14 protein-coding genes are annotated in these 14,246 nt (G+C 64.8%); 9 read left to right on the forward strand and 5 right to left on the reverse strand.

All coding sequences use genetic code 11. From position 1 onward, the window contains the following. A partial coding sequence (locus ACRECX_RS10225; protein WP_431558732.1) for a hypothetical protein occupies nucleotides 1–980 on the forward strand: 980 nt, incomplete at its 5' end. Nucleotides 981–987: 7 nt separating this feature from the next. Beyond that, nucleotides 988–2,769 (forward strand): trypsin-like peptidase domain-containing protein, encoded by a 1,782-nt coding sequence (locus ACRECX_RS10230; protein WP_431558733.1) that lies wholly within the window; start codon nucleotides 988–990, stop codon nucleotides 2,767–2,769. Here ACRECX_RS10230 and ACRECX_RS10235 read toward each other — a convergent pair. Beyond that, nucleotides 2,735–4,600: a protein kinase domain-containing protein gene (locus ACRECX_RS10235; protein WP_431558734.1), complete on the reverse strand. Its 1,866-nt coding sequence runs from the start codon at nucleotides 4,598–4,600 to the stop codon at nucleotides 2,735–2,737. The two genes, ACRECX_RS10230 and ACRECX_RS10235, sit on opposite strands and share 35 nt — an antisense overlap. 172 nt (nucleotides 4,601–4,772) lie before the next feature. Here ACRECX_RS10235 and ACRECX_RS10240 point away from each other — a divergent pair, with 172 nt between their 5' ends. The 4 genes from ACRECX_RS10240 (at nucleotide 4,773) to ACRECX_RS10255 (ending at nucleotide 7,983) form a co-directional block, all read left to right on the forward strand. Beyond that, a complete protein-coding gene (locus ACRECX_RS10240) occupies nucleotides 4,773–5,681 on the forward strand; it encodes a serine protease (protein ID WP_431558735.1) in 909 nt (302 codons plus the stop codon). Between the two features lie 11 nt (nucleotides 5,682–5,692). After that, on the forward strand, nucleotides 5,693–6,724 hold the full coding sequence (locus ACRECX_RS10245) for a S1 family peptidase (protein WP_431558736.1): 1,032 nt from the start codon (nucleotides 5,693–5,695) through the stop codon (nucleotides 6,722–6,724). Nucleotides 6,725–6,728: 4 nt separating this feature from the next. Further along, the gene (locus ACRECX_RS10250) at nucleotides 6,729–7,739 is read left to right on the forward strand and encodes a S1 family peptidase (protein ID WP_431558737.1); all 1,011 of its coding nucleotides are present in this window, start codon (nucleotides 6,729–6,731) and stop codon (nucleotides 7,737–7,739) included. Nucleotides 7,740–7,821: 82 nt separating this feature from the next. After that, complete coding sequence (locus ACRECX_RS10255; protein ID WP_431558738.1) at nucleotides 7,822–7,983, forward strand: hypothetical protein; 162 nt, start codon at nucleotides 7,822–7,824, stop codon at nucleotides 7,981–7,983. Here the strand turns inward: ACRECX_RS10255 and ACRECX_RS10260 are convergent. Both ACRECX_RS10260 and aat read right to left on the reverse strand, forming a co-directional pair. Next, complete coding sequence (locus ACRECX_RS10260; protein ID WP_431558739.1) at nucleotides 7,980–9,350, reverse strand: polysaccharide biosynthesis C-terminal domain-containing protein; 1,371 nt, start codon at nucleotides 9,348–9,350, stop codon at nucleotides 7,980–7,982. The genes ACRECX_RS10255 and ACRECX_RS10260 overlap by 4 nt on opposite strands. 21 nt (nucleotides 9,351–9,371) lie before the next feature. Beyond that, the gene (aat, locus tag ACRECX_RS10265; RefSeq protein WP_431558740.1) at nucleotides 9,372–10,223 is read right to left on the reverse strand and encodes a leucyl/phenylalanyl-tRNA--protein transferase; all 852 of its coding nucleotides are present in this window, start codon (nucleotides 10,221–10,223) and stop codon (nucleotides 9,372–9,374) included. Between the two features lie 254 nt (nucleotides 10,224–10,477). Here aat and ACRECX_RS10270 point away from each other — a divergent pair, with 254 nt between their 5' ends. After that, nucleotides 10,478–11,521 (forward strand): NADP(H)-dependent aldo-keto reductase, encoded by a 1,044-nt coding sequence (locus tag ACRECX_RS10270; protein ID WP_431558741.1) that lies wholly within the window; start codon nucleotides 10,478–10,480, stop codon nucleotides 11,519–11,521. A gap of 29 nt (nucleotides 11,522–11,550) precedes the next feature. Then, a complete protein-coding gene (thpR, locus tag ACRECX_RS10275; RefSeq protein WP_431558742.1) occupies nucleotides 11,551–12,087 on the forward strand; it encodes an RNA 2',3'-cyclic phosphodiesterase in 537 nt (178 codons plus the stop codon). On the opposite strand, the gene ACRECX_RS10280 is transcribed toward thpR, so the two are convergent. Then, the gene (locus ACRECX_RS10280; protein WP_431558743.1) at nucleotides 12,084–12,584 is read right to left on the reverse strand and encodes a low molecular weight protein-tyrosine-phosphatase; all 501 of its coding nucleotides are present in this window, start codon (nucleotides 12,582–12,584) and stop codon (nucleotides 12,084–12,086) included. The genes thpR and ACRECX_RS10280 overlap by 4 nt on opposite strands. 181 nt (nucleotides 12,585–12,765) lie before the next feature. On the opposite strand from ACRECX_RS10280, the gene ACRECX_RS10285 reads away from it, so the two are divergent. After that, nucleotides 12,766–13,167 carry a YkvA family protein gene (locus ACRECX_RS10285; protein WP_431558744.1) on the forward strand — a complete coding sequence of 134 codons (402 nt, stop codon included), beginning with the start codon at nucleotides 12,766–12,768 and terminating at the stop codon, nucleotides 13,165–13,167. 7 nt (nucleotides 13,168–13,174) lie between these two features. Here ACRECX_RS10285 and ACRECX_RS10290 read toward each other — a convergent pair whose 3' ends face one another. Beyond that, the gene (locus ACRECX_RS10290; RefSeq protein ID WP_431558745.1) at nucleotides 13,175–14,155 is read right to left on the reverse strand and encodes an NADPH:quinone oxidoreductase family protein; all 981 of its coding nucleotides are present in this window, start codon (nucleotides 14,153–14,155) and stop codon (nucleotides 13,175–13,177) included. Nucleotides 14,156–14,246 lie beyond the last annotated feature (91 nt).

Raw genomic sequence — 14,246 nt, forward strand, 5'->3', positions numbered from 1 at the left:
CCTGCGGGACCGACATCATTCTCGCGGAGACGGCCCTCAAGATGGGCGCGGACTTCGAGGCGGTGCTGCCGTTCAATACCGAACGTTTCATCGAGTCATCGGTGAGGATCGGCGACCCGCCGGGCGAGCCAGGCAAGTGGGAGAAGCGTTTCCGCGCCATTCTCGAAGGCTCCCATGGCGCGTGCACGCTAACCATCATGGACCCGCAGGGCCCGGTCGAACGCGATCTCGACGGCTATTTCTTCTATGGGTTCCGCTATGCGGCCGGCTGCGCACTGCAGCGTGCCGCGATGCTTCAGACGGCCTGCGGGCTCATCGTCGTGTCCGACGCCACCGAGCCGGACACGCTCGCCGGCACGAATCGCGTCGTCGCCGATTGGCGGAGCCACGGCCGGCCCTTCGACCTGATCCCCTATGAGCACAAGCGTCCGCCGCGCCCCACACGCGCGCGCGGCGAGACCGCCTTCCGGCCCGCCATATTTCTGTGGGATGGCGCGCCCGAGGCGAAGGGCGCCGATGCCGCACTCGACAAGCTATTTAAAAGGATTGGCAAAGGTTTGGACCGCATCGAGCGCACCCACCGCGATGGCCGGCGCGGCTGTTGCCTGATCGCCGAGACCACGTCGCAGGCGCTGGAGATCGGCCTCGCCGCGGTCGACGCCGCGCGCAAGGCCAAGCACCCGTTACGGGTGATCTGCGATTTCGGCCTCGTGCTCGGCACCAATCTCAAGCCGGACAAGAAGCTGATCGCCCGTCTGCAATCCGCCGACGATTTGCCGGGCCTGCCGGTGGACAGCGTGCTGGCGACCGAGGCCTATGCCGCACAGACGAAGTTCGATCAAGGCGCGGGCGTCGTCCTCGTCCCCGTGGGTCGCGCCGAAGTGGCGCCCTCCGCCGAGGACGGCGAGCGCCAGACGATCCGCAGCCGCCCGTCGCTGCCAATCTTCACCGTTGAACCCGCCAAGAACCGCAGAACGTGAAACTGCCATGACCATCACCATCACCCATCTCGAAGGCCCTCTCAAAGGCACGGAACAAACCTTCGGCGACGACGTACCGAGCGTCGTATTCGGCCGCGACCGCGAGGCGGCGCGGGTCGTCTACCCGCCGCAATACGACGTGGTCGGCAGGCTGCACTTCGAGCTCCGCCGCACGAAGTCAGGCGACTACGCGGTCGAGCTGTTCGGCACGCGCTATGTGGAGATCAACGGCATCCCCGCCGAGAACGGCATGCCCGTCAAGTCGGGCAGCACCTTTAGGCTCGGCCGCAAGGACGGCCCCGCCTTCAAGGTCGAGATCGGTGCGCCGTCTGCCAAAGGTCTGTTGATCACGGGCGACCAAAGCGAGATGACGACCGGCTACAGCCGGCTCCTGCGCTATGGCACTTATGCAGGCGGCGCTTTTGCTGCCGTCCTTGTCGGGTTCTTCGCCTACACGACCTATCTGCACTCGACGCTCGGCCATCAGATCGAAGCCGCCCGCGCTGAAGCGAGCGAAATTGCCAAAACGGAATTCTCGCCGGCAGTCCTCAAGACCCTCGAGGCGGCGGTCTATCTCGTCGCCAAGAAGCACGGCAACGTCGACGAGGCGGCCGGCACGGCCTTCGCCTTTGCCCCCGGCAAGCTCGCCACCAACGCCCATGTCACCGAAGCCATCAAAAAAGGCTATGAGAGCGAGTACTTCCTCGTCACCCCGAACGGCGACAAAGTCGACATCGAGGGCGTCGTCTCGCATCCCGGCTATACCGCCTTCGAGAACTACAAGAGGACCCAGGGAACCATCCAGTGGGATGAATTCGTCGCGCTCGATCTCGTCAACGAATATGACGTCGGCATCATCGAGGTCGATCCCAAGATCGAGTTTCGCGCCTTGCTGGAGTTCGCCTCACAAGAGGAGCTGGAGCAACTCGCGCCCGGTACGCCGGTCGCCTCATTCGGCTTCCCCGTGGAAGGCCTCGCTGGCGACCAGACGGCATCCAAGGCGCCAGGCAAGCTGCGCTTCGGCTATATCAGCGCGTTGACTGATGTATTCATGATCCGCGCCGAGCCCGAGCATCGTCTGCTCATCCAGCATTCGGTGCCCGTGACCGGGGGCGCGAGCGGCAGCCCCTTGATCGACCCGAGCGGCAAGGTCATCGGCATCGTCAACGGTGGCAACACCACGGTGTTCAAGGACAAAACGGAGTCCCTGGGCGCCAAAGTGCGTGTCCCCAACGCGGCGCTCATCAACTTTGCCCAGCGGGCCGATCTACTGACGAGCCTTGCTGACGGCGACGCGGATAGCGCGCTCACAGAGGAAGAGGCCTATTGGGACGAGGTCGCCGAGCAGTTCGACGGCTATTTCGATGTGGCCCTGGAGACCTTCAGGAAGGACGCCAAGGACCGCTATGGGGTCTCGGAGGGCAAGGAGACCGCGCTGGATAGCGAGACTCTTAAGCCCGGCAGCACGGACACTCCCAAACTGGTGACCAAGACCTACACCATCGAGGCCTCGCCTGGCCTCGTTTATGGGTTCATCGCCGACACCAAGAGCGGCATCCCCCTTGGCATCAACGTCAAGAAGAAAGGCACAAAGGAATATGTGCGTGATGCCAAGGACCCCAGGAAGACGACCGAGCCCGAGCCTGCGCCGACCGCATGGGTGACCGTGACCGAGCCGACGACGCTCGAGGTCGTGGTATGGGGCTTCCTGACCGAGCCCGCGCGCTTCCAGCTGCACACCTATGCGTGGGACGCTACGCCTGGACCATCTGCCGGCGCTGGGTTCTGAGCGCTTCGGCGACCCGCGTAAGGTCGCTTGTGCGCCGTCCCGGATCGGCGCGCAGCATCCCGCGCACGATCTTTCGGATCGGCCGCGGCATCGATCGTGCCTCCTCCCCCCGACGCCACGTCCTGAGGGTGAAGCGCGCCGGAACATTGCCGCCCCAGATCTCGGCGATCATCTGCCCGAGCGCATAGACGTCGGCCCTCGCATCCACCGGCCTGCCGGCGACCTGCTCGGGCGCGACGTAAGGCGGCGTGCCGAAATGCTTGAGCTCGTCCGCGCGGCCGGCGACGAAGGCGATGCCGAGATCGATGATCACTGGCCGCTCGCCGCCTCCGTCCCGCGCAACGATGACGTTCTCGGGCTTGAGATCGCGGTGCACGATGTTGCGGCGGTGCAGTTCGACCAGGGCGTCGGCGATGCCGGCGAGCAGGTCGAGCAACCGGTCGGGGCGTGCGTGAGAGGTATAGAGCTCGCGCAAAGTTGGTCCTTCCACGAAGCGCTGCACCACATAGAGTGAACCGCCCGGCGACATACGCAGGTCGAGCACCCGGGCGAAGCGCGGATCGTCGAGCTTCCCCGCCGCTGCATATTCCGTCTTGATCGTGTTGACCATGGCGTGGCGCTGGCTCTCGCCAAGCCCGCGGAGATCGATCTTCTTGAGTGCGACGTGCCGACCGTCGTTGAGGTCGATGGCGCGGTGCACCTCGCCGGCGCCGCCCTTTCCGAGCCGGCCGATGCGGATGAAGCGCCGCTCGTCACCGGCAGGCCCGCCGATCAGGTCGATAGCTTCGGCCAGCTCTTCCAACTGATCGGCGTCGGCGCTCTTCAGCATGTCGGCGCGGATGTCGTCGGCGACTTCCTCATTGTTGTGACGGAGCGCGCCGCGTAGTCCTTGCGCCAGCACGTCGCGGGCCTGCTCCTTGTCGCCCAGTTTGAACAGAGCGTCGGCAAGAGCCCGTCGCGCCACAGCCTCCTGCACCATGAGCTCCTGCTCGGCGTATTCCCCGACCAGGAGCCGCAGGCTTTCCACCGCCGGGGGGCCACCTTGCATTTGCTGCAGCTCGGTCACGGCCCGCAGGAACTCCGAGCGCTCGTAAGCGCTCTCCTTTTCGGGGAGCACCGCCTCGGCCTCCAGCAGGACCCGCTCGGCATCGTCGAAGCGGCCACGGCCACCATGGGCCCGTGCCTCTTCGAGCCGTGTGAGAATGTGCAGGCGTTCATCGTCCGCCGGGAGTTCTTTGCGCAGACCTGCGATATGCTGCAGCACCTCTTCGTGCGCACCGAGTCGGTTGAGCGCCTGGCAAAGATTGATGCGGATGCGGTGAGCCTCGCGCGGTGGCAGCTTCAGTTTGGCGTCTTTCGACACAAGCTGGCGGAATAGCCTGGCGACGTTGTCGAAACGCTGCGCCTCGAGTTCGATGCGCCCGAACTCGGCGATGATCTTGGCAACCTCCTTGGCGTCGCCTTCGAGCGAGGCGAACGCAAGCGCCGGCAGAAGCTCGGCTGCAGCGCGACGAGCGTCGCCGCGCCACGCATAGATGACCGCTGTCTCCCGTCCGATCTTGGCAAGTTCGCCGTAGTTCGGCGGCGAGGCGGCCTCAGCGAGCGTCTTCGCCTCGCGCAACTCGCGCAGCGCGTCGCGATAGAGCTTGAGCCGGTTATGCGCGACGCCGAGCAGGCGGTGCGCCCGTGGGCGGTGGACCGAATTGGCCTGCAGGCTGAGAAGAATGGTGGCGAGGCGCGGCGGCAGAACGTCCGGGTCGCCGCGCCGGAGATCGATGTCCTCCTCGATGGCGTCGAGCGCCGCCAGCGCGTCCTGCGGTTCAATGGTCATCCCATAGGCCCCGATCAACATCTTGCGAGGAGGCGCGAGAGGCAGCACTGCACTCTCAACCTCACTAAAGTTTAATGTACAGCGTTGTTGAGCATAGTTAAAATGGCGCCAAATAAACCTAGCGCCTCGATAGAAGCTCACACAACAACCAAAAACATCCGGAGAAAACAGAATGACGCGAGTCCAAGTGCTTGTGGCAAACCTTCTCTTAGGCGCCGGCCTCTTGTGTGGCCTCAATGCGCCGGCGCTCGGCGAGACCGACACCGAAATGATCGTTGGCGGCCAGCCTGCGGCGCAAGGGAAGTACCCCTGGCAGGTGCGGCTTTACGAGTCCATGGACGACGATATTGGCTTTTGCGGCGGCTCCGTCATCGCGCCGCAATGGGTGCTGACCGCGGCGCATTGCCTTGTCGATACGGAGAAGGTCGTCGTCGGCTACGGCGATGTCGACCGCACCAAGACGAAGAAAGTCGAGAGCGAGAAGATTATCGTGCACCCCGCTTATCTCGATGGCCATAAGGCCGATATTGCGCTGGTCAAGCTCGCCCAGCCGATCGACAACGCTCCCGTCATTCCCTTGGTCGACACCGCATCGTCGCAAGACGCACTCAAGCCCGGTGTGAAGGCGACCGTCACCGGCTGGGGCGCGATTTGGGATTTCCAGATATTTAACAACGCCATGATGGCTGGCAGGCGCACTCTGTCCGAGCGGCGGCTTCTCGACGACGAGGAACTGCAAGCGCCTCGCCGGCTGCACGAGGTGGATATCGAGGTGATCGATCCGGACGAATGCAAGGCGGTGTACGAATCGCTGCAACAGTCGGGGTTTACGATCGGCGACACGGAGATTTGCGCCACTGGTCCGCGCGGCGGCAAGGACTCCTGCTATGGCGACTCGGGCGGCCCCCTGGTCGTGCCCTCAGATGCACCGAGCGGCTATGTGCAGGTCGGTATCGTGAGCTGGGGCCCGCAATGCGGCAACCCGCTGTTCCCCGGAGTCTATACCCGCGTATCGTCCTTTTCCGACTGGATCGGTGAAGCAGTGAACGCGGGTGCGCCCGCAACCATGTCATCCCAATAAGGCCTCCCGCCATGATACGTCTCGCATTCATTCTCGCCGGTTCATTGACGGTGCTCGCTGCGGCGTCGACGCCGGGCGTCGGCCTCGCCGAGGAAGACACGGAGATGATCGTCGGCGGCAAGCCCGCTCCCGCCGGCAAGTTTCCCTACCAAGTGCGCCTCTATGATTCGATGGAGGACAAGAAGGGCCACTGCGGCGGCTCGATCATCGACCCGCAATGGATCCTGACCGCCGGCCATTGCGTCGTTTCCGGCAAGGAGACGGCGGGCGCGCAGAAGGCCACCGAAACCGTATTTGTCGGCTATGGCAGCGTCGACCGCACCGAGACGACCAAGATCGAGGCTGAGAAGATCGTCGTTCATCCCTTATATCTGGAACACGGGCTTCCCGGCGGCGGCGACGTCGCCCTGATCAAGCTCAAGGAAGCGATCCCCAGCGCCAAGCCGGTCGAATACGCCAACGACGACACCGAGGCGAAGCTCGTCACGCGCGGTGTCAAGGTCACCGTGACCGGTTGGGGCTCGATCTGGGACCCCGACGACAAGGAGGTCGTGGAGCTTCTGTCCAAGCTCAACCCGCAGGATGACATTTCCGAGAAGCTGAACTACCCCGAGAAGCTCTATTACACCGACATCCACGTCATGGATCGCGGGGAATGCCGGTCGGTGTACGAGCCGCAGCAGCTCAATATCGCTGACAGCGAGATTTGCGCCATGAAACCGCGCTCTGCGGCGAACTCCTGCTATGGCGACTCGGGCGGACCGCTCGTCGTTCTTGCCAAGGATCCCAAGCGCTACGTCCAGATCGGCGTGGTGAGTTGGGGCGACCGCTGCGGCCGCGCCGGCAATCCCAACGTGTTCGCGCGCGTGGCGTCGTTCGCCGATTGGATCGAGGATACCATGGCTGCCAACGCCGCTTCGGCGGTCGAGGCACCATCGGCCGAAGAGTCCTCGACTGACGAGCCTTCCGAGCAGCCGGCCGCCGAGGCGGACCCTGACGATTCGGACGATGGGTCGGAATCGGAGACGATGACGTCCGAGTAGCCCAATGCGAATAACGACTCCTACGCTCGCTCTGGCCGGATTGCTCTCGCTGGGCGTGCTGTCACCCCTCGCCGCCGCTCTTGCCGAACAGGACACCGAGATGATCGTCGGCGGCACGCCGGCGCCCGAAGGGAAGTATCCTTACCAAGTTCGCCTCTACGACAGTTTGGAAGATGAGAAGGGAAGCTGCGGCGGTTCGATCGTCGATGCGCAATGGGTCCTGACGGCCGCCCATTGCATGTATGCCGGCCGGAGCGACAACAAGCGGCTCATTGAGGCGAGCGAGGTGGTTATCGGTTACGGCAGCAACGACCGCGCCGAGACCACCAAGGTCGAGGTCTCTGGCATTTTCGTTCACCCGAAATACGCCGCATGCGAGGGCGACACCAAGTGCGCTGACGCCTCCAAGGCGGACATCGCGCTGCTCAAGCTCGCGGCCCCGATCGCCGATCCCAAGACCGTGCCTCTCGTGGAGCCCGGCGCCGAGCCTACCCTACTTGTGCCTGGTGCCAAGGTCGTGGTCACCGGGTGGGGCGCCATGTGGGACCCGAGCGATGAGGACATGGATAAGCTGCTCGCCGCCATCGGACCCGCCGGTGTCAAAGACCGGCTGAACTATCCGCGCAAGCTGCACGAGGTCGAGGTCGACTGGGTCGACAATGCGACCTGTGACGCCGCCTTTCAGGCGGCCGGTGGCGGCGAGATTGCCGACACGGAGATTTGCGCCATGGTCGAGGGCACGCGGAAGGATTCCTGCCAAGGAGATAGCGGCGGCCCGCTGGTGGTTCCCGCGAATGATGGCGAAGGTTTCATTCAGGTCGGCGTCGTGAGTTGGGGGCGCGGCTGCGGCAGCTCGCTCCCCGGGGTCTATTCCCGCGTTGCGGCGTTCTCGGACTGGATTGACGAGACCATGCAGGCCAATCCAGGGCCGGTGACACCAACGTCCGAGGAGGAGCCCTCTGCCGATCAGGCTCCCGTGGAGGAGACGCCTTCGGACGCCGCGACCTCGGAGTAGTCTCCCCGCCAATTCGATTGATTGGGCGCGGGCGTTTGGTTAGGTTCGTGCTCTTCCGTCACAACGCTGAGGCCGCGAGCAAATGCCCCTGTCATTCGGCAAACTTGGCAAGGCCATCGCCATCCTTGTCATCGCTGCCTTCGTGCTTTGGTTGATCTTTACCTATTTCTTCGCCACCGAAGAAGTGGCGGAGGAGGTCGCGCCAACTGGCGCCGTCGATGTCGTCGGCGACCCCGTCGCCTAGACCGGGGCTGAACGCGGCGCCACTAACCTGCCAACGAGGTAGACGGCGTCTGTCCTGAGCCCGCTGAGGCGCGCGAGCACGACGGCGCTTGCCGCGAGCCAGAAGAGCGTGGCGATGGCGACCGCGACTGCTGCCCCAAGCACCCCATAGGTCGGCACCAGCGCGAGGTTACAGACCGCAAGCACGGCGATCGCCGCGACGGCAAGCGCCGCATTCTCCCTCTGCGCCCCGATCACCGTGAGCAGCGGCACACTCGGCCCGAACACCGCGCGTGCCAGCTGGCAGAACAGCAGGATCAGGAGGGGCATCTTGGCGCCCGTGAACTCCGGGCCGAAAATGCCGAGCAAGGTCTCGCCCCATAGCGCGACCACAACGATGGCGGCGATGGTGATGACGAGCGGGAAGGCGAGCGCCTTCAGCACGACGTCACGAATGGTGCCGTGCTCCTTCCGCGCATGGGCATCGGCGAGGTCCGGCACCACCACCTGATGCGCGACCTGCACGGCAAAGCCTACGAGCAGAGCGAGCTTGAGGCAGAGCCCGATGATGGCGGTATCGGCGCTCGTCATCAGCGGCGTCACCATGAGAATGGCGACGTCGGCGAAGAAGAAGGTGAACAACGCGACGAGGATCAAAGGCTTGGCCTCGCGCCGCCAAATTTTGACCAACCGGGGCGGCGCCTCGATCCTCGACGCGTCCCCCTTGGGCAAATCCTTGCGCAATAGCAGGTACTGAGCGAGCGCCAGTCCGGTGAACAAGACGGTGAGCAACCAGGTCACGTTGCCCGCCGTGAGCGTGACCCCGAGCGCGATGAGCAAAAGCACGCCGCCGAATAGGAGAAACGGCCTGATGCACGTATCAGGCAAATAGGCGAGGGCGAAGCGCCGGATCGCCGCGGCGAGCGAGCCGTTGAGGCGGAGCGCGGCGTTGGCCGGGATCGACAGCGCCGCGGCGATGAGCGCGAACCGCGCCTCGAGGCTGAGCGAGGGCCACAGCACGGCGAAGGCGAGCGCGCCCGCCGTGGCGACTGCGGCAAAGACGGCGGCATCCTTCCGGGCGCGGGCCACGAATGCGGCGATCAGCGCCTCTTTGCCCTGCTCGCGATAACGCGACATGAAGCGCGGCGCGATGGAGGGGTAGCCGTGGGCGGCCATCAGTCCGACCACAGCGGCAAGGCTGGTGACCGAGTAGAACACGCCGAGCGCCGATGCGTGCAGCGTCCGCGCCAGCACGACCTGCGTAACAAAGCCCGCGAGCGCACCCGCCACGCGGGCGAGCGACAGCAGGGACGGGGTGGTGAACAGGCGTCCCGCTCGAGACAGGAGCGGCGCCAGCCAGGCGCTCCCGTGCGCGCTTGATCGGGTCATGGATCGAGCCATGGCGAGCCCTTAGGCAACCTTTCGGGGCGCAGGCTTGAGCGTCCCGGAACTCACGGTCTCGTCCGCAAGGTCGAGTGCAGGATCGACGGCCCAACGGCCCACATTTCCGGGCTCACCGACATGAGCTGCCACCAGGGCTTGAAACGCGTCACGCGGCATGGGCTTGAACCCGAAGCTCGCGAGATGCGGGGTCATCCATTTGCCGTCGCGCAAATGATAGCCCCACGCAGCGAGATGCCGGTGGAGCGCGACGAGCGCAATCTTCGAGGCATGCTCCACGGCGGAAAACTGCGACTCGCCGAAGAATACCTTTCCGATCGCCAAGCCGTAGAGCCCGCCCACCAGCCGTCCCGCCTCGTCCCACACTTCGACCGAGTGCGCGTAGCCGGCCTCGTAGGCATCCCAATAAGCGCGCATGACTCGCGGCGTGATCCACGTGAGCGGCACCTTGCCGGGACGCGGTGCGGCGCAAGCCTGCATCACGCCGGCGAAGTCATGGTCCATAGTGACCGTGAATCTGTGCTGGCGGATGAGCCGGCGGAGATTCTTGCTCGCGTGAGTTTCGGCCGGGTCGATAACGGCACGGTCCTCCGGACACCACCACTTCATAGGTCCGAGGTGACACACAGGAAAGAAACCACGGCTGTAGTTGGCCACGAGCGCCGGAACCGAAAGATCGTCGCTGATGCCGACCAAACCGCGCTTGCTATAGTAACTCGGATGCTCCGGCAGCCGGTTGCGCTCCGACTCTGGCGCCAGCATGGAGGCGATGCTCAGCATCAAGATGCGCGGCAGCAACCCGATGCGCTCCGGCATGAGGACGTAGATCGAGCCGAGCACAACGCGCCGCAGCCACTGCACCCAAGTTTCGCGGAACCGCGGTGCTTCGAATTCTGGACGCGCAGCGGGTTCCGGCGCGGTCTTCGCCGCACCATTTTGGGCACTCATCGTCGCGTGCATGGACCGGTTCCCATCCCGCCCCGAAGCCCGTTCTCATCGCCCGGATGGCCGGTCGCGGGTCCTTCTCTCTTTAGGCTTCACTCCTTAACAAGAGGGATAGGGCGCACCCTGAGCAACGAGCTGTTAACCTTGCCGGATCGTTAGGAGGATCACCGATGGAATACCGCGAGCTTGGGCGCACGGGCCTGAAGGTGAGCGCGCTTACGCTCGGCACTATGACCTTCGGCGAGCAGAATACGGAAGCCGAAGGCCACGCCCAGATGGACTACGCGGTGACGCGCGGCATCAACATGTTCGACGCCGCCGAGATCTATCCGATTCCGCCCAAGCCGAAGACGCAAGGCCGCACCGAGGCGATCATCGGTACCTGGCTCGCGGCGCGCAGGAATCGCGACAAGGTGCTGATCGCCACCAAGGTTGCCGGCCGCAGCACCAAGATCGATTGGCTGCGCGAGGACGGCTCGTTGTCGCGGCAGAGTCCGGCGCAGATTATGGAAGCGGTCGACAAGAGCCTCGCGCGCCTCAAGACCGACTACATCGATATCTACCAGCTGCATTGGCCCGACCGCCCCCTGCGCATCTTCGAGGGCCTCGAATACGTGCATCTGCCGGGCGCCACGCATCCCATTCACGACATCCTGTCGACCTTGGGAAAGCTCGTACGCGACGGCAAGGCTCGCTTCATCGGCCTCTCCAACGAGACGCCGTGGGGCCTCATGACGTTCCTGAAGCTCGCCGAGCAGCACGGCCTTCCCCGCCCCGTGTCGATCCAGAACGCGTTCAACCTGGTGAATCGCTCCTTCGAAGTCGGGCTGTCGGAGATTGCCTATCAGGAGCAGGTCAGTCTGCTGGCGTACTCGCCGCTTGGCCAGGGCTATCTCACCGGCAAGTACGAGGGTGGCGCGCTGCCCCCGGGCTCACGCAAAACCCTATTCGACCGCCTCGGCCGCTACGAGAAAGGCAATGGACCGCGCGCCATCTCGACCTATGTGGCGCTCGCCAAGAAGCACGAACTCGATCCCGCACAAATGGCGATTGCCTATGCCGTGTCGCGGCCGTTCGTCACCAGCGTCATCATCGGCGCCACGACTATGGAGCAGCTCGAGACGGACATCGACGCCGCCGGCCTCGTCCTCGGCGCCGACGTGCTTGAGGACATCGAGCAAATCCACCTTGACTATCCCAACCCGTGCCCTTGATTCTTGTATGTAGAAGTGAGTCTTTCGTCATGCCACGGCTGTTCTCCGCCATCGAAATTCCCCGCGGCATCGCCGAGCGTCTCACGGTGCTTCGCGCAGGCCTGACCGGCGCCCGCTGGATCGATCCCGAGAACTATCACCTGACGTTGCGCTTCATTGGTGACGTCGACGGCGCCACCGCGCGCGACTTCACCCTGGCCTTGAGCCAGATCGAGGTGCCCCCTTTCGAGCTCAGGCTGAACGGCCTTGGCAGTTTCGGCGGGCGAAAACCCCGCGCCATCTTCGCCGGCATCGTGCCGTCCATGGCCCTCGACACCTTGCAGCGCGCCAACGAACGCGCCGCGCGCGAGGCGGGCCTGCCGCCCGAGGGCCGCAACTTCAAGCCGCACGTCACCTTGGCGCGGCTGCGCGGCGCCCGGCCCGACGCCGTGGCCGCTTATCTCGAGCGCCAGGGCGGCGTCGATGCCGAGCCGTTCACCGTGAGCCGCTTCGTGCTCTACTCGTCGCGGAATTCGGTGGGCGGAGGTCCCTACGTCGTCGAGGCCGCCTATGACCTGGAGGACTAGGCGCCCTTCTTCGTCGAAGCCTTGCCCGTCTTGGTGAGATCGGCGAGGAGCCCGCGCGCGGCCTCCTCGATCAGATCGAGCGCATGGTCGAAGCCGCCCGCCCCGCCATAGTACGGGTCGGGCACGTCTCTCGTGCCCACGTGCGGCGCGTAGTCGAGAAAGCGGCGGATCTTGTGCCGCGCGCCGTGCGGCGCGATCTCCATGAGATCGGCGATGTTCGATCCATCCATCGCTAGCACGAGGTCGAAGTCGTCGAAGTCCTCGGACTCCACCTTGCGCGCCGATTGGCCGGAAATGTCGATGCCGCGCTTCCGCGCCGCAGCCTGCGCACGCCGGTCCGGCGCCTGGCCTTTGTGCCAATCGCCCATCCCCGCCGAGTCGATCTCGAACAGATGGAGCACGCCTTCCTCTTCGGCGACGCGCCGGAACGCGCCCTCGGCCATTGGCGAGCGGCAGATATTGCCGAGACAGACGAAGAGGAGCCGGTGTTTGGTCATGGGGCTGTTTGCACGGGCTGGCGGCCGCGCGCAAGTTGGACGCGGGTTAGATAGGGAAGCGCCGGCGACTTCGAAACAGCTCTCACTCGCTTTTGTCGCGGCTTCTTGCGTGGCCCCCCGCGTCACCCTATGTTTCTCACCGGCTTGGGGGATCCAAAGGACCTTCACGAGGTGGAACGAAATGATCGCCTTTAACGATGCGAGCAACTTGCGGGACGCGGCCCTCGGGCGGCAGATTTCGCTTCGTGCGTTTGCCGAGCGGGAGCGCAAAGTGCGCCGCGACTTCTGGGCCAAGCTGAAGCGCTTCGCTGTGCAGGTCCCGTTCGTCGAGGACCTCGTCGCCGCCTATTACTGCGCGCTCGATCCTACCACGCCGCTGCGGGTACGCGGTATGCTGCTCGCGGCGCTTGCCTATTTCATTCTGCCGGCCGACCTCATCCCCGACATCGTCCTCGGCCTCGGCTTCGCCGACGACATGGCGCTGCTGACGGCTGTGGTTGGCATGGTCTCGTCTCACATCACGCCGACCCACCGGGCAGCGGCTGCGCGCGCGCTCGACAAGGAGCTGCCGAAGTCGGCTTGACCTTCCGCTAGGCTTGCGGGTGGACGATGACTTTGCCGGTGACTTGCCGGCCTTCGATCTGCGACAGCGCTTCCGCCGTCTCTTCGAGTGGGAAGACCCCGTGGATGTGCGGCGCGATCTTTCCCTCCCTGCACCATTCGAGCACTTTGGCCGTGTTGGCGCGGTGCTGTTCGGGCGAGCGCTCCACGAACGACGTCCAGAACACGCCGACGATCGCGCAGCCCTTGAGCAGCACGAGATTGAGCGGAATGCGGGGGATCTCGCCCGACGCAAAGCCGAGCACGAGATACCGCCCCTCCCAGGCCATCGACCGCAACGCCGGCTCCGAATGCGGACCGCCCACGCAGTCGTAAAGCACATCCACGCCGGTCGGCACCGTCAGCTCCTTCAGCCGCCGCTTGAGGTCCTGGTCCTTATAGTTGATGAGCTCGCTCGCGCCATGTTGCCTTGCGAACGCGAGCTTCTCGTCCGACGAGGCGACGGCGATGACGCGGGCTCCCATGTTGTGGGCCACCTCGACGGCGGCAATGCCCGCGCCGCCCGCCGCGCCGAGAACCGCGACCGTCTCGCCCGGCTTGAGATTGGCCCGGTCTTTCAGCGCGTGGATGGCCGTGCCGTAGGTGACGGGGACGCCGGCCGCCGTCTCGTCGCTGACCCCGTCGGGAATGGGGATGAGGTTCTTCGCCTTGGTAACGATTTTCTCGCGGCAGCCATTGCCGCCGATAAACGCCACGACGCGTTGACCTTCATGCAAGTCGGTGACGCATTCCCCGAGCGTCTCGATCGTGCCGGCGATCTCTGCCCCCGGCGAGAACGGCAGCGGCGGCGTAATCTGGTACTTGTTGCGCAGGACCAACGTGTCGAAGAAATTGAGGCCTACCGCGGTGACCTTGACGAGGACATCGCCAGGGCCCGGGCTCGGATCGGGGACGCGGTCGATATGCAGAGCTCGGGGCCCGCCGAACTCGGCGAATTGCGCAACTCGCATGAAATCTCCCATGGTCAGCGGCTCCGGCTCTGGGCTGGAATCCTGGTGGGCCCTGAGGGCTCCGTTTTTTGACGCCGTCGCTCTTGAAGTG

The organism is Methyloceanibacter sp. (genome assembly GCF_050726195.1).
GTDB lineage: Bacteria > Pseudomonadota > Alphaproteobacteria > Rhizobiales > Methyloligellaceae > Methyloceanibacter.